This window comes from Methylobacterium trifolii, assembly GCF_022179685.1.
Classification (GTDB): Bacteria; Pseudomonadota; Alphaproteobacteria; order Rhizobiales; family Beijerinckiaceae; genus Methylobacterium; species Methylobacterium trifolii.
Genome location: NZ_BPRB01000223.1, coordinates 1 through 14,597 on the forward strand (window position 1 = coordinate 1; position 14,597 = coordinate 14,597).

General features: G+C 69.4%; 12 protein-coding genes. 3 read left to right on the forward strand and 9 right to left on the reverse strand.

The genetic code is table 11. The features are described 5' to 3' along the window. The 8 genes from COGEMETH_RS18595 to coxB all read right to left on the reverse strand — a co-directional run. Positions 1-396 (reverse strand): SURF1 family protein (locus tag COGEMETH_RS18595; RefSeq protein ID WP_238184095.1); only part of this gene is annotated, 396 nt, incomplete at its 3' end. Beyond that, entirely contained in the window at positions 393-764 is a 372-nt protein-coding gene (locus COGEMETH_RS18600) for a DUF983 domain-containing protein (protein WP_373875392.1), read from the reverse strand. The genes COGEMETH_RS18595 and COGEMETH_RS18600, both read right to left, overlap by 4 nt. A 150-nt stretch (positions 765-914) precedes the next feature. Further along, a complete protein-coding gene (locus COGEMETH_RS18605; protein WP_238184096.1) occupies positions 915-1,775 on the reverse strand; it encodes a cytochrome c oxidase subunit 3 in 861 nt (286 codons plus the stop codon). A 147-nt stretch (positions 1,776-1,922) separates the two neighbouring features. Then, positions 1,923-2,531, reverse strand: coding sequence for a cytochrome c oxidase assembly protein (locus COGEMETH_RS18610; RefSeq protein ID WP_238184097.1), 609 nt, complete (start codon positions 2,529-2,531; stop codon positions 1,923-1,925). Next, positions 2,532-2,708, reverse strand: a complete 177-nt coding sequence (locus COGEMETH_RS18615; protein ID WP_238184098.1) for a cytochrome c oxidase system small membrane protein — start codon at positions 2,706-2,708, stop codon at positions 2,532-2,534. A gap of 2 nt (positions 2,709-2,710) precedes the next feature. Beyond that, positions 2,711-3,670: a heme o synthase gene (locus COGEMETH_RS18620; protein WP_238184106.1), complete on the reverse strand. Its 960-nt coding sequence runs from the start codon at positions 3,668-3,670 to the stop codon at positions 2,711-2,713. 197 nt (positions 3,671-3,867) lie between these two features. Further along, a complete protein-coding gene (gene ctaD / locus COGEMETH_RS18625; protein ID WP_238184099.1) occupies positions 3,868-5,496 on the reverse strand; it encodes a cytochrome c oxidase subunit I in 1,629 nt (542 codons plus the stop codon). An 88-nt stretch (positions 5,497-5,584) separates the two neighbouring features. Next, entirely contained in the window at positions 5,585-6,421 is an 837-nt protein-coding gene (gene coxB / locus COGEMETH_RS18630; RefSeq protein WP_238184100.1) for a cytochrome c oxidase subunit II, read from the reverse strand. A gap of 361 nt (positions 6,422-6,782) precedes the next feature. Here coxB and fdhD point away from each other — a divergent pair, with 361 nt between their 5' ends. After that, a complete protein-coding gene (fdhD, locus tag COGEMETH_RS18635; protein WP_238184101.1) occupies positions 6,783-7,622 on the forward strand; it encodes a formate dehydrogenase accessory sulfurtransferase FdhD in 840 nt (279 codons plus the stop codon). 12 nt (positions 7,623-7,634) lie between these two features. Here fdhD and COGEMETH_RS18640 read toward each other — a convergent pair whose 3' ends face one another. Beyond that, on the reverse strand, positions 7,635-8,597 hold the full coding sequence (locus tag COGEMETH_RS18640) for a hypothetical protein (RefSeq protein WP_238184102.1): 963 nt from the start codon (positions 8,595-8,597) through the stop codon (positions 7,635-7,637). A gap of 680 nt (positions 8,598-9,277) precedes the next feature. Here COGEMETH_RS18640 and gltB point away from each other — a divergent pair. Both gltB and COGEMETH_RS18650 read left to right on the forward strand, forming a co-directional pair. After that, entirely contained in the window at positions 9,278-13,972 is a 4,695-nt protein-coding gene (gene gltB / locus COGEMETH_RS18645) for a glutamate synthase large subunit (RefSeq protein ID WP_238184103.1), read from the forward strand. A 1-nt stretch (position 13,973) separates the two neighbouring features. Further along, the gene (locus COGEMETH_RS18650; protein ID WP_238184104.1) at positions 13,974-14,585 is read left to right on the forward strand and encodes a glutathione S-transferase family protein; all 612 of its coding nucleotides are present in this window, start codon (positions 13,974-13,976) and stop codon (positions 14,583-14,585) included. The last annotated feature ends 12 nt before the right edge of the window (positions 14,586-14,597 follow it).

A 14,597-nucleotide genomic window follows, 5' to 3' on the forward strand; every position in this document is an offset into this window, starting at 1 on the left:
CGGCACGAAGCCGCGGTTGACCAGGAGGGTGCCGCCTTCCGCGCGCCTGAAGGGTGTCAGCACGTAGTAGCCCTGGAGCGCGCGGCCCGGCGTCTCGCCGGCGGCCAGCCCGTGCACCAGGGTCTCCCGGTCGTTCTCGAAGGTGCCGGCCGCGCGGACGTGCCGGAACTCGTCGGTGACAGGGTTCCATTCGGCGGCGGCGGGCGGTGCCTGCGGCTCGGCCTTGGAGCGGGCGAGGATGCGGGCGATGAGGGTCTCCTTCTCGCCCTTGCGCTGGATCTGCCAGGTGCCCAGCCCCAGCAGGATCGCCAGCGCCACCGTGGCGGCGATGCCGGGTGCAGCGAGGTCGCGCAGCGCGCTCCTGCGCACCACGCCCTTGGAGCCGGCCGCGCTCACCGCTCGAAGCGTCCCTGCTCGGCCTTGTTGCTGAACTGGAGAGCGATCAGCAGCCCCTTCAGCGGCCGGACCAGGAGCAGGCTGAGGCCGATCGAGAGGGTGCCGGCGACGAGCGCATGCACCCAGATCGGCGGCTCGTAGGTGACCTCCATCCAGAGGGCGAGGCCCACGACCACGAGGCCGACGATCGACATCACGAAGAAGGCCGGCCCGTCCGCCGCGTCGAAGCCGGAATAGTCGAGGCCGCAGGACTCGCAGGCGGGCCGGAGGGTCAGGTAGCCCGAGAACAGGTGTCCCTCGCCGCAGCGCGGGCAGCGCCCGCGAAGGCCGGTGGGGATGGGGGCCGGCAGCGTATGGGTCGGATGCAAGATGGTGACTCCTCGCCGAGAGAGGCCGATGCCGTGTCCGACGTTCCACGCCTTCGATATGGGGTGCGCGGTCCGGTCCCGACACGAAAAAGGGCGGCCCGAGCCGCCCTTTCGCGCATCCCCCTCATGCGAGGGGCGACGGTCCCCGTCTCAATGGGCGGCCGCGTGCCCGGCGCCGGAGCCCCAGACGTAGATCGCGGCGAACAGGAACAGCCAGACCACGTCCACGAAGTGCCAGTACCAGGCGGCGAACTCGAAGCCGAGGTGCTGGGTCGTGGTGAACTGGCCGAGATAGGCCCGGTACAGGCAGATGCCGAGGAAGATCGTGCCGATGATGACGTGGGCACCGTGGAAGCCCGTCGCCATGAAGAAGGTCGACGAATAGATGCTGCCCGAGAAGGCGAAATGGGCGTGGCCGTACTCGTAGGCCTGGCAGGCCGTGAACAGCAGGCCCAGGATCACCGTCAGCCACAGGCCGTATTTCAGGCCCTTGCGGTCGCCGTGCAGCAGGGCGTGGTGGGCCCAGGTCACGGTGGTGCCGGAGGTGAGCAGGATCAGGGTGTTGAGGAGCGGCAGGTGCCAGGGGTCGAACGCCTCGATGCCCTTGGGCGGCCAGGTGCCGCCGGTGAACTCGACGCGCGAGGCCTGGATCGGGTCGGCGGTGTAGAGGGCGGCCTCGAAATAGGCCCAGAACCACGCCACGAAGAACATCACCTCGGAGGCGATGAACATCATCATGCCGTAGCGATGGTGGAGCTGGACGACGCGGGTGTGGTCGCCGTTGTTGGCCTCGTGGACGACGTCCTTCCACCAGGAATACATCGTGTAGAGGACGCCGAGCGTGCCCGCGCCGAAGATGTAGGGACCCGGCGCCAGGGTGCCGACCTGGAGGTTCTTCATCCAGAACACGGCGCCGAAGGCCATCAGGAAGCCCGAGAAGGCACCGATCAGCGGCCACGGGCTCGGGCTGAGGATGTGGAAGTCGTGATTCTTGGCGTGCGCCTCGGCCATCGTAACGTCGCTCCTCAACCCCTTAAGCCCGTTTGCCGTGACCGGCCTTCGGCCTGTGCTTCGTGCCCGGAGGGCGGCGTGCCGCACGGCTCCCAAGCTTGTCCGAACCCATACGGGACGCGCGGCCCCGTTGTCACGGGTTCGCGATCAGAAATCCCGCTTCGTGGCGGCCTCGCCCGTCTTGGCGAGGGCCGCCGTGACCGGCTCGCCGTTCTTGGAGGCGAAATACGTGTAGGAGAGCGTCATCTCACTGAGATGGCCGGTGTTGGAATCGTCCCGGACCGCCGGATCGATGTAGAACACCACCGGGAAATCCAGGGTCTCGCCGGGCTGGAGCGTCTGCTCCTTGAAGCAGAAGCACTCCACCTTGACGAAGTAGCCGCCCATCAGGCCCGGTTGCACGTTGAAGGTCGCCACCCCCGTCGAGGGCGTGGTGCCGGTGTTGCGGACCCGGAAGAACACCGTCTGCGTCTCGCCGAACCGGGCGGTGACGCTGCGGGTCTCGGCCCTGAACTTCCACGGCAGGCTGGCGGAGACGTTGGTGTCGAAGTGCACCACCATGCTGCCGGCGGCCTGCGAGGCGACGCCCGGCGCCGGGCCTTGGCGCGGGGTGCCGTCGTAGCCGGTCGCCTTGCAGAAGGCGTCGTAGAGGGGCACCGACGCGAAGGCGAGGCCGACCATGCCCAGCGCCAGGCCGGCGCAGGCGATCGCGGTGCGCACCGCACCCTTGTTCGAAACTGGTTTCGGCGCGCTCATCTACAGGGGCCGGTTGAGGACCTGAGGCCCGAGCTTGGCGATCGTCAGGACGAAGAACAGGACCACCATGGCGCCGAGCGCCAGGGCGATGGCGAGGGAGCGCTTGCGGCGGCGCGCCTCCTCCTCCGGGGTCAGGGCGCGATAAGCGATCTTCGGGCCGAGATCGGGATCGTGCATGCTCAGGCGCCCATGACCGGGCGGAACAGGCCGAGGCCCTGCTCGGCCAGGAGCGCCGAGAACAGCAGGAACAGGTAGAGGATCGAGAAGCCGAACATGCCCATCGCCGCGCGCTTCTCTGCCTCGCCCTCGCGGTTGCGGAAGACCTGGATGCTGAATGCGATCATGCCGAGGCCGCCGAGCAGTCCGACCACCCCGTAGAGCAGGCCGCCGAAGCCCAACGCCACCGGCGCGAGACCGAGCGGGCAGAGCAGGACGGAATAGTAGATGATCTGGCGGCGGGTCGATTGCGGGCCGGCGGTGTTGGGCATCATCGGGATGCCGGCCTTGGCGTATTCGCCGGCCTTGACCAGGGCGAGCGCCCAGAAATGGGGCGGCGTCCAGATGAAGATGATGGCGAACAGCACCAGGGACTCGATGCCGACCGAGCCCGAGACCACGGCCTGTCCGATCACCGGGGGGAGGGCGCCCGCCGCACCGCCGATGACGATGTTCTGCGCGGTCGCCCGCTTCAGCCACATCGAGTAGATCACGGCGTAGAACACGATGGTGAAGGCGAGGAGGCCCGCCGCGAGCCAGTTTGCGGCGAGCCCCAGCACGAGGACGGAGCCGACCGAGAGCACGAGGCCGAAGGAGAGGGCCTCGTCCGGGCGGATGCGGCCGTCCGGGATCGGGCGCTTGGCGGTGCGCGTCATCACCGCGTCGATGTCGGCGTCCCACCACATGTTGAGGCAGCCCGAGGCGCCCGCGCCCACCGCGATCATCAGGAGCGAGATCACCCCGATCGCCGGCTGGACGTGGCCGTGCGAGACCACCATGCCGACGAGCGCCGTGAAGATCACCAGCACCATCACCCGCGGCTTCAGCAGGGCGAAGTAGTCCGGCACGTCGCCGCCGATGCTCACGGCGGGGAACGTCGGCGTCTCGGCGCCGGGGCCGATCGTGTTGGTCAGACCTGTCATCGACATCACTGTGTTGGCTCGGCGGCCGATCCGGCCGGCTGGTCGGTCCACGTCCGCCGTCACCGGCGAACAGGAATAGTTCCAGTCATCGCGGCGCAAGGCGCCGGTATCGAGGGGCGTTCGCCCTTTCCGGGATGCCCCGTGAGGCATCCGGGAAAAGGCGAGGGCCGCCGGAGCGGCCCCCGCGATCGTCGGGTTCAGTGGTGGCCCGGCTCGTCGACGATGCGGGGCAGCGTCTCGAACTGGTGGAAGGGCGGGGGAGAGGACAGGGTCCATTCCAGCGTGGTCGCACCCTCGCCCCAGGGGTTGTCCGCGGCCCGCTCCTTCGAGCGGAAGGCCAGGACCACGCCGATGATGAACACCATCATGCCGAGGGCGAAGATGTGGCCGCCGTAGGTCGAGACCTTGTGCCAACCCGCGAACGCCTCCGGATAGTCGGCGTAGCGGCGCGGCATGCCGGCGAGCCCCAGGAAGTGCATCGGGAAGAACAGGACGTTCGCACCGATGAAGGCCAGCCAGAAGTGCAGCTTGCCGGCCCATTCCGGGATGATGTGCCCGGTCATCTTCGGGAACCAGTAGTAGACGCCGGCGAAGATGATGAACACGGCGCCGAGCGACAGCACGTAGTGGAAGTGGGCGACGACGTAGTAGGTGTCGTGCAGGTACTTGTCGACGGCCGAGTTCGCGAGCACGACGCCGGTGACGCCGCCGACCGTGAACAGAAAGATGAAGCCCACCGCCCAGTGCATCGCCGCGGTGAAGCGGATCGAGCCGCCCCACATCGTCGCGATCCAGGAGAAGATCTTCACGCCGGTCGGCACCGCGATCACCATGGTCGCGAAGACGAAGTACGACTGCGTCTGGAGCGAGAGGCCCACCGTGTACATGTGGTGCGCCCACACGACGAAGCCGACGACGCCGATCGCGACCATCGCGTAGGCCATCGCGAGGTAGCCGAAGACCGGCTTCTTCGAGAAGGTGGCGATGATGTGCGAGACGATGCCGAAGGCCGGCAGGATCATGATGTAGACTTCGGGGTGGCCGAAGAACCAGAACAGGTGCTGGTAGAGGATCGGGTCGCCGCCGCCGGCCGGGTCAAAGAAGGTGGTGCCGAAGTTGCGGTCGGTGAGCAGCATGGTGATCGCGCCGGCGAGCACCGGCAGCGAGAGCAGCAGCAGGAAGGCGGTGACCAGCTCGGCCCAGGCGAAGAGCGGCATCTTGTGCAGCGTCATGCCCGGGGCGCGCATGTTCAGGATCGTGGTGATGAAGTTGATCGCGCCCAGGATCGAGCCGGCACCCGAGAGGTGGAGGGCGAAGATCGCGAAGTCGACGGCCGGGCCGGGATGGCCGGCGGTGGAAAGCGGCGGGTAGACGGTCCAGCCCGTGCCGGCGCCGCTCGCGCCGGGGGCGCCCTCGACGAACAGCGAGCAGACGAGGCTGCAGAAGCCCGCGACCGTCAGCCAGAACGAGATGTTGTTCATGCGCGGGAACGCCATGTCGGGCGCGCCGATCATGAGGGGCACGAACCAGTTGCCGAAGCCGCCGATTAGGGCGGGCATCACCATGAAGAACACCATGATGAGGCCGTGGCCGGTGACGAAGACGTTGTAGGTCTGCGGGTTCGAGAAATACTGGAGGCCGGGGGCCTCCATCTCCATGCGGATGCCGAAGGAGAGGAACGCGCCGATCACGCCCGCGCAGAACGCGAACAGCAGGTAGAGCGTGCCGATGTCCTTGTGGTTCGTGGAGAGGAACCAGCGGGCGAAGAAGGCGGGTTTGTGGTCGTGGGCGTCGTGATGCCCTGCGTGCGCTGCGGCGGTAGCCATCGATGCGAACCTTGCTCGGGTTTGTCTTGTATCTCTCGTCTGGAACGGAGCGGGGCCGGACGCGCCGGCACCGCTCCGGATGGCGCCGCTAGCGGGCGTCCGCGAACTTCGAGCCGTCGTCGAGGCGGGCGTACTTGGTCTTCGCCTCCGTGAGCCAGGCGGCGTAGGCCTCGTCGCTCACGACGCGGACGGTGATCGGCATGTAGGCGTGGCGCTGGCCGCACAGCTCCGAGCACTGGCCGTGATAGGTGCCCTCGCGGTCGGCCTTGAACCAGAACTGGTTGAGGCGGCCCGGCACGGCGTCGATCTTGAAGCCGAAGGAGGGCATGGCCCAGGAATGCAGCACGTCGGCGGCGGTGACCTGGATCTTCACGATCTTGTTCACCGGCACGACCATGTCGTTGTCGGTGCCGAGCAGCCTCGGCAGCTTGTCCTCGTCGAGGTTGGCGTCGAAGGTGAAGCCGCCGCCCTGGTCGGCCGGGTACTCGTAGGACCAGTACCAGGCGTGGCCGATGACCTTGACCATCACGTCGCCCTTGGGGTCCGAGAGCTGCGTGCGCAGCAGGCGGAAGGACGGGATCGCCACGGCCACGAGGATCAGCACCGGGATGATGGTCCAGGCGACCTCGATCATGGTGTTGTGGGTGGTGCGCGACGGCGTCGGGTTCCGCTTCTCGCTGAAGCGGTAGACGCACCACAGGATCAGCCCGAGCACGAACAGGGAGATGCCGAGGGAGAGCCAGTGCACCCACTGCTCGAACAGGTGGATGTCGCGGGCGTTCTCGGTCACCGCGACCTGACGGTCCATCTGCCACGGCTCGGGCTGGCCGATGCCGGCGGCGAACGCCTGCGAGGACGAGACGAGGAGCGCGCCGAGCGCGGCGAACCCCCGATGTGGTCGTGTTTGCGTCTTCGCCGTCCGCATGTGCCTCTCGTGGCTCCCCTTGAAGACCTGTCGGCCGCACGCCCCGGTTGTTGTTGGAACGCTTGGGCGCTGCCGGCTCGCCGGACCCGCCCGGCAGGCGGATGTCCGATCGCGGCTTCAGACCACAAGGCCGTGCAAGGTGCAACCGCACAAGCGTCGCATCACGCGGTTTCTTCCCGCCACCGATTGTCTCGTCCGGAGGCATTCGGGGGGGGGACGGAGCATCGGACGCGGCGTTCTTCTTGGGGAAGCGTTTCGCCACGGGCTTCGATGCCGCAGGCGGGCATCTTCGCCGCGGCACTGCTATAGCGAAGACCGGCACGGTCTTGCCCTGGACGGGCGCGGGACGCGGACGAGGCGGATGGACGAGGCGACGCGTGATCCCGACAAGCTCGCGACCGCCGTAAGGGTGGGCACGCGGGTCGTCGCCTACGGCTCCGCCGAGCCCCGCCCCGACACGCGGGCCATCGCCGTGGAGATGCCGGTCAACCTCGTCTACGGCAGCGTGCCTTACGCGGTGATGATGGCGAGCCCGGCGGACCTGGAGGATTTCGCCTACGGCTTCAGCCTGACGGAGGGCATCGTCGAGGAGGCCGGCGAGATTCGCTCCGCCCGGCTCGAATCCGGCCCGGACGGCCTGCGCCTCCACGTCGACCTCGTGCCGGGGCGTCTGCGGGAGCACCTCGCCCGCAAGCGCGCGCTCAGCGGGCGCACCGGCTGCGGCGTCTGCGGCATCGAGGACCTCGCCGCCCTTCCCAGGGCCGAGGTCCGGACCCGGCCCGGCACCGGGGTCGCGGTCGCCGCGATCGAGCGGGCGCTCTCGGCGCTTGGCGAGGCGCAGGTGCTCAACCGGGAGACCCGCGCGGTGCACGCCGCCGCCTGGGCCCGCCGCGACGGGACGCTGGCTGCCGTGCGCGAGGACGTCGGCCGCCACAACGCCCTCGACAAGCTGATCGGCGCTCTGATCCGCGCCGGCACCGACCCGGCCGAGGGCTTCGTCGTCATCACCAGCCGCTGCTCGTTCGAGATGGTGGAGAAGGCCGCCCGCCTCGGCGCCGCGACTATCGTGGCGATCTCGGCGCCCACCTCGCTCGCCCTCGACCGGGCGCGGGCGCACGGGATGACGCTCTGCGCCATCGCCCGCTCGGACACCCTGACGGTGTTCTGCGGGGAGGGGCGCCTGAATTTGGACGGGGCCTGAGGGCAGCGCGGCCTACTGGGCCGCCGCGCCGTCCTTCTCGGCCGTGCCAGGCACCACGGTCGCGCCGCCGATCACCCGGACGTTGCGCTTGGCCTCGGCCGGCGGGTCCTTCCAGGCCGGCTCGGCGGGCTTGGCCGCCTCTGCGGACTTCGCCTCGACGGGCCTGGTGTCGACCGCCTTCGGGGCGGCCTCCTCGACCGAGAGCGGCTGCACCGCCGTCGGCGCCGGCGCGGCCGCGGGCTTGGGCTGCTCGATGGCGGCGACGGGTGCCTCGGGCTTGGCGTCCGGCCGCGCGGCCTCGGCGGGTTTCAGCTTCGGGGCCGGCGCCTCCGGCGTGGACCGCAGGGCGGGCTTCGTCTCGGCCGGCTTGCCGATCCGGGCGACCCGGCGCGGCGCCTCCGTGCGTCCACCCTCGGGGTTGAGGCCATAGGGGTTCGGCTCGGCGCCCTCACGGCGCACGGATGCGGCCGGGCCTTCGGGGCGTAGCGGGATCGGATGGGGATCGAGGCCGGGGCGGCGCGGGGCGGCGCGGCCCTCGCCTCCGGGAATGTCGGCCGGCGGGACGAGGCGCTCGGAGAGCCGCATGGGACCGCGTGGCCCGGCATCCTCCTCCGTCCAGCCGTAGCCCGGCACGCCGGGACGGCCGAGGCGGGCGACGGGAACGGGCGGGGCTTCGAGGCGCTGGCGGCCGAGGATGGCGCCGTCCTCGGCATCGACGAAGAGCCGCACCCGGGCCCCGTTCGGGCCCAAGGCCTCGACCACGTAGGCGCGTCCGTCGAAGCGGGGCCGGCCGATCTCGCTGAAGCCGCGCTCGGCCAGGCGCCACGCGACGACGCGGGGCGGCAGGATGTCGTCGTCGAAGAGGGATTGCGCCTGGGCGCCGCCACCCAGGGCCAGGAGCAGGGACCACGCCCCGAGGGCTACGAGGTTGCGTGCGCGTCGCCTACGTCCGGTGCCTGTGCGGCTCGCGTCCATATCGCTGCGTTCCCTGTGGCCGGTCCTGCCGGCGGAATCGGATCGGCCAGAATCGGATCGGCATGGCCGAGGGCTCCACCAACGCCGGTCCCTCCGCCACGCCGTCGAGGTCGTTGCCCCGCATCGCCGCTTGTGCTCGGCAAGGTCCTGTTAACCGGACGAATCGGGCGAGATTGCGGGACAATCCGGGCAGGATGCGGCAGGCTCGTTTCCGAGGACCGCGGGGTTGGGCAGTGTGGCAGCTCGCGGCATCCGCGCGGGGAATGGCGCCGCACCCCCGTCGAGGTCTCTTGCTGGAACGTTTGAAATCTGGCAGCTTGCCGTTATAGGACAGCAAGACTGTCCCATCTGGTGCGGGCATCCCGGCGGATGCCTGAATCCTGGGCAAGGGTTTCGTGACGTGCCGATCGTGACGCCGAAACGAGATTTGAAGCCGGTCGCCGCCGCGGCGATCCGGGCCCACGCCGGCTGACTGACGGGCCGGTGTCGAGCCCGCGGGTTGCGGGCGATCCCTCCGACGAGGGCCCGGCCGAAACCCGACGCGACGAGGAAGGCGCATCCCGGCATCGGTTGATGTCCGGGCACGAAACATGCTCGCATGCGGATTGCCGGGGTCGGCCCGGCGTCCGCGTACGGTCAAGTCGAGTTTTTGCCGGTCGAGGTTTTGGGGACAGGTCGAGATGGCAGCACCGGGACACGCGAACTCCGCTCCCGCCCCCCGCGGCGGGCCCGAGCCCCTGGTCGTGCGCGATCCGGCGCTTCCCAAGGCGCAGGGTGCCTACGATCCGGCCCACGAGCGCGATTCCTGCGGCGTCGGCTTCATCGCCGACATGCACGACCGGCGCACCCACGCCATCGTGCAGCAGGGTCTCTTGATCCTGGAGAACCTCGACCACCGCGGCGCGGTGGGCGCCGACCCGAAGATGGGCGACGGCTGCGGCATCCTCACGCAGATCCCGCACGCCTTCTTCGCCGACGAGTGCTCGCGCCTGGGCTTCGAGCTGCCGCCGGCCGGGCACTACGCCATCGGCCAGTTCTTCATGCCCAAGGCCGAGGAGCCGCGCCGGATCATCGAGGAGATCGTCGAGAAGTCGCTCGCCGACGAAGGCCTGCCCCTGCTCGGCTGGCGCGACGTGCCGGTCGATCCCGAGGACCTCGGCAAGGCGGTCAAGGAGACCGAGCCGCACCACCGCCAGCTCTTCATCGGCCGCCCCGCCAGCGTGTCCGACGAGGACGCCTTCGAGCGCCGCATCTACGTCGCGCGCAAGGTCATCTCGGGCAAGGTCTACGGCCTCAAGGACCCGCGGGTGATGGAGTTCTACCCCGTCTCCGTGTCGAGCCGGACCATCGTCTACAAGGGCATGGTGCTGGTGAGCCAGCTCGGCCACTACTTCCTCGACCTGAAGGACGAGCGCTACGTCTCGGCGCTGGCCCTGGTGCACCAGCGCTTCGCCACCAACACCTTCCCGACCTGGCGCCTGTCCCACCCCTACCGGTTCGTCGCCCATAACGGCGAGATCAATACGCTGCGCGGCAACGTCAACTGGATGTCGGCCCGCCAGGCCAGCGTCGATTCCGAACTGTTCGGCAACGACATCTCGAAGATCTGGCCGATCTCCTACGAGGGCCAGTCCGACACCGCCTGCTTCGACAACGCCCTCGAATTCCTGCTCATGGGCGGTTACCCGCTCGCCCATGCGATGATGATGCTCATCCCGGAGGCCTGGGCCGGCAACCCGCTGATGAGCGAGAACCGGCGCGCCTTCTACGAGTACCACGCTGCCCTGATGGAGCCCTGGGACGGGCCGGCCGCGGTGGCCTTCACCGACGGGCGCCAGATCGGCGCGACGCTGGACCGCAACGGCCTGCGGCCCGCCCGCTACATCGTCACCGACGACGGCCTCGTGGTGCTCGCCTCCGAGATGGGCACGCTGCCGATCCCGGACGAGAAGATCGTCCAGTCCTGGCGCCTGCAGCCGGGCCGGATGCTGCTGATCGACCTGCAGAAGGGCCGCATCGTCTCCGACGAGGAGATCAAGGGGGAGCTGGCCGCGGCCCACCCCTATGCGGACTGGGTCAAGAACACCCAGATCGTGCTGGAGGACCTCAAGCCCGTCACCGCGCGCGAGACCCGCTCGGACGTGAGCCTGCTCGATCGCCAGCAGGCCTTCGGCTACAGCCAGGAGGACCTCAAGCTCCTGATGCAGCCCATGGCCGTGACCGGCCAGGAGGCCGTGGGCTCGATGGGCTCCGACACGCCGCTCTCGGCCCTCTCGGACAAGTCGAAGCTGCTCTACACCTACTTCAAGCAGAACTTCGCGCAGGTGACGAACCCGCCGATCGACCCGATCCGCGAGGAGGCCGTGATGAGCCTCGTCTCGTTCATCGGGCCGCGCCCGAACCTCCTCGACATGGAGGGCGCCTCCCGCCGCAAGCGGCTGGAGGTGCGCCAGCCGATCCTCACCAACAGCGACCTGGAGAAGATCCGCTCGATCGGCCATTTCGAGGACCGCTTCGACACCAAGACCCTCGACATGACCTACCCCGCCGAGACCGGGGCCGCGGCCATGGAGGGGGCGCTGGACCGCCTCTGCGACCGGGCCGAGGTGGCCGTGCGCGGCGGCTACAACATCATCGTGCTGTCCGACCGGGCGGTCGGGCCCGACCGCATCCCGATCCCGGCGCTGCTGGCGACGGCGGCCGTGCACAACTACCTGATCCGCAAGGGGCTTCGCACCTCGGTCGGCCTCGTGGTCGAGTCGGGCGAGCCGCGCGAGGTGCACCACTTCGCGTGTCTGGCCGGCTACGGCGCGGAGGCGATCAACCCCTATCTCGCCTTCGAGACGCTGATCGCGATGAAGGACGAATTTCCGCCCGATGTGGTGGAGGACGAGATCGTCCACCGCTACATCAAGTCGGTCGACAAGGGCCTGCTCAAGGTCATGTCCAAGATGGGTATTTCGACCTATCAGTCCTATTGCGGCGCGCAGATCTTCGACGCCATCGGCCTGAACACCGCCTTCGTCTCGCGCGACTTCTTCGGCACGGCCACCACCATCGAGGGCATCGGCATGGCCGAGGTCGCCGAGGAGACTGCGCGCCGGCACGCCGACGCCTTCGGCGACGCGCCCGTCTACCGGACCTCCCTCGACGTCGGCGGCGAGTACGCCTACCGCCTGCGCGGCGAGGCCCATACCTGGACGCCCGACACCGTCGCCACCCTGCAGCACGCCGTGCGGCTGGGCGTGCCGGAGCGCTACCGCGAATACGCCCGGCTGGTGAACGACCAGGAGCACCAGCTCAAGACCCTGCGCGGCCTGTTCCGCATCAAGGTGGCGGGCGACATCGGCCGCGAGCCGGTGCCGGTCGACACGGTGGAGCCTGCCGCCGACATCGTCCGGCGCTTCGCCACGGGCGCGATGTCCTACGGCTCGATCTCCAAGGAGGCGCACGAGACCCTGGCCATCGCCCTGAATTCCTTCGGCGGCCGCTCGAACTCGGGCGAGGGTGGCGAGGAGGTCGAGCGCTTCAAGCCCCTGCCGGACGGGCGCTCGCGCCGCTCGGCCATCAAGCAGGTGGCCTCGGGCCGCTTCGGCGTGACCACGGAGTACCTCGTCAACGCCGACATGATGCAGATCAAGGTCGCGCAGGGCGCCAAGCCCGGCGAGGGCGGCCAGTTGCCCGGCCACAAGGTCGATGCCAAGATCGCCAAGGTCCGCTACGCCACCCCCGGCGTCGGCCTGATCTCGCCGCCGCCCCACCACGACATCTACTCGATCGAGGACCTGGCCCAGCTCATCTTCGACCTGAAGAACGTCAACCCGGCGGCCGACGTGTCGGTGAAGCTGGTCTCCGAGGTCGGCGTCGGCACGGTGGCCACGGGCGTGGCCAAGGCGCGGGCCGACCACATCACCATCTCCGGCTACGACGGCGGCACGGGCGCGGCCCCGCTCACCTCCCTCAAGCACGCGGGCGGCCCCTGGGAGACGGGTCTGGCCGAGACCCAGCAGACCCTGGTGCTCAACCACCTGCGCGGCCGCGTGGCGCTGCAGGCCGACGGCGGCATCCGCACCGGCCGCGACGTGCTGATCGCCGCGCTGCTGGGGGCCGACCAGTTCGGCTTCTCCACCGCGCCGCTGATCGCGGCCGGCTGCATCATGATGCGCAAGTGCCACCTCAACACCTGCCCGGTGGGCGTGGCGACGCAGGACCCCGTGCTGCGCAAGCGCTTCAAGGGCACGCCCGAGCACGTGGTGAACTACTTCTTCTTCGTGGCCGAGGAGCTGCGCGAGCTGATGGCCGCAATGGGCTTCACCAAGCTCGAGGACCTGATCGGCCGCTCGGACTTCCTCGACAAGCGCGAGGCCATCGCCCACTGGAAGGCCCGCGGCCTCGACTTCTCCAAGCTGTTCCACCGGCCCGACGTGGGGCCGGAGGTGGCGATCCGCTGGGTCGAGAAGCAGCACCATCCGATCGACACGGTCCTCGACCGCCGCCTGATCGAGGGGGCGCGCAACGCCATCGAGACCGGCGAGCCGGTGGTGCTGACCGACACGATCCGGAACTCCGACCGGGCCGCCGGCGCGATGCTTTCGGGCATGGTCGCCAAGGCGCACGGCCACGAGGGCCTGCCCGACGACACCATCGTGGTGAAGCTGTCCGGCACCGCCGGCCAGAGCTTCGGCGCCTGGGTCGCGGCCGGCGTCACCCTCGAACTCACCGGCCACGGCAACGACTACGTCGGCAAGGGCCTGTCGGGCGGCAAGCTCATCATCCGGCCGAGCGACGCCCTCAAGGCATCGCCCGACCGCACGATCATGGTCGGCAACACGGTGCTCTACGGTGCAATCGCCGGCGAATGCTACGTCCGCGGCTCGGCCGGCGAGCGCTTCGCCGTCCGCAACTCCGGCGCGATCACCGTGGTCGAGGGCATGGGCGACCACGGCTGCGAGTACATGACCGGGGGCGTCGTGGTCTCGATCGGCGAGACGGGCCGCAACTTCGCGGCCGGCATGTCCGGCGGCATCGCCTACGTGCTGGATGCGGACGGCTCGTTCTCCGCCCGCTGCAACCTCTCGATGGTCGACCTCGAACCCGTGGAGGAGGAGGACGACCTGATGCGCCGCTTCCACCAGGACGGCGATCTGGAGACCAAGGGCCGCGTCGACATCCTGGCCGACATGTCCGGCCACGACGAGGAGCGACTCTCCCAGCTCATCACCAACCACCTGAAGTACACGGGTTCCCCGCGCGCCAAGGCGATCCTCGACGACTGGGCCGGCTACCGCACCAAGTTCGTCAAGGTGATGCCGGTGGAGTACCGCCGGGCGCTGCGGGAGATGGAGATGGCGCGGATGCCGGTGGCGGCGGAATAGGATGCGGATCTTCGGCGACCTCACCTCGGGCAACTGCCTGAAGATCAAGATCGTCGCCGATCACCTCGGCCTCGCCTACGATTGGGTGCCGGTCGACGCGCTGAAGGGCGAGACCCGCACGCCGGCCTATCGCGCCCTGTTTCCCGCGGGGCAGATTCCGGGCGTGGAGTTCGACGACGGCCGCCGGCTGGCCCAGTCGAACGCCATCATCCGCTATCTCGCCCGGGACAGCACGCTTTTGCCGCGCGACCCGTTCCTGGCCGCGACCGTCGACCAGTGGCTGTTCTGGGAGCAGTACAGCCACGAGCCGACGATCGCGGTCTGCCGGGCCGACCTGAAGTTCCGCGGGGTCCCGCGCGACCAACGCGATCCGGCCCGCGTCGCGCGCGGCGAGGCGGCCCTCGACCTGATGGAGCGGCACCTGACCGGCTCGGACTGGTTCGTGGGCGAGGCTGCGACCGTCGCGGACGTCGCCCTGTTCGCCTACACCCAATGGGCGCACGAGGGCGGATTCGACCTGATGGACAGGCGCGCGATCCGCCGTTGGCTCGACCGATGCAGGGCCGCGTTCAGGACCGATTCCGACGCTATCGCCGCCGCCGCCGGTCGCTGACCGGATCGCGGC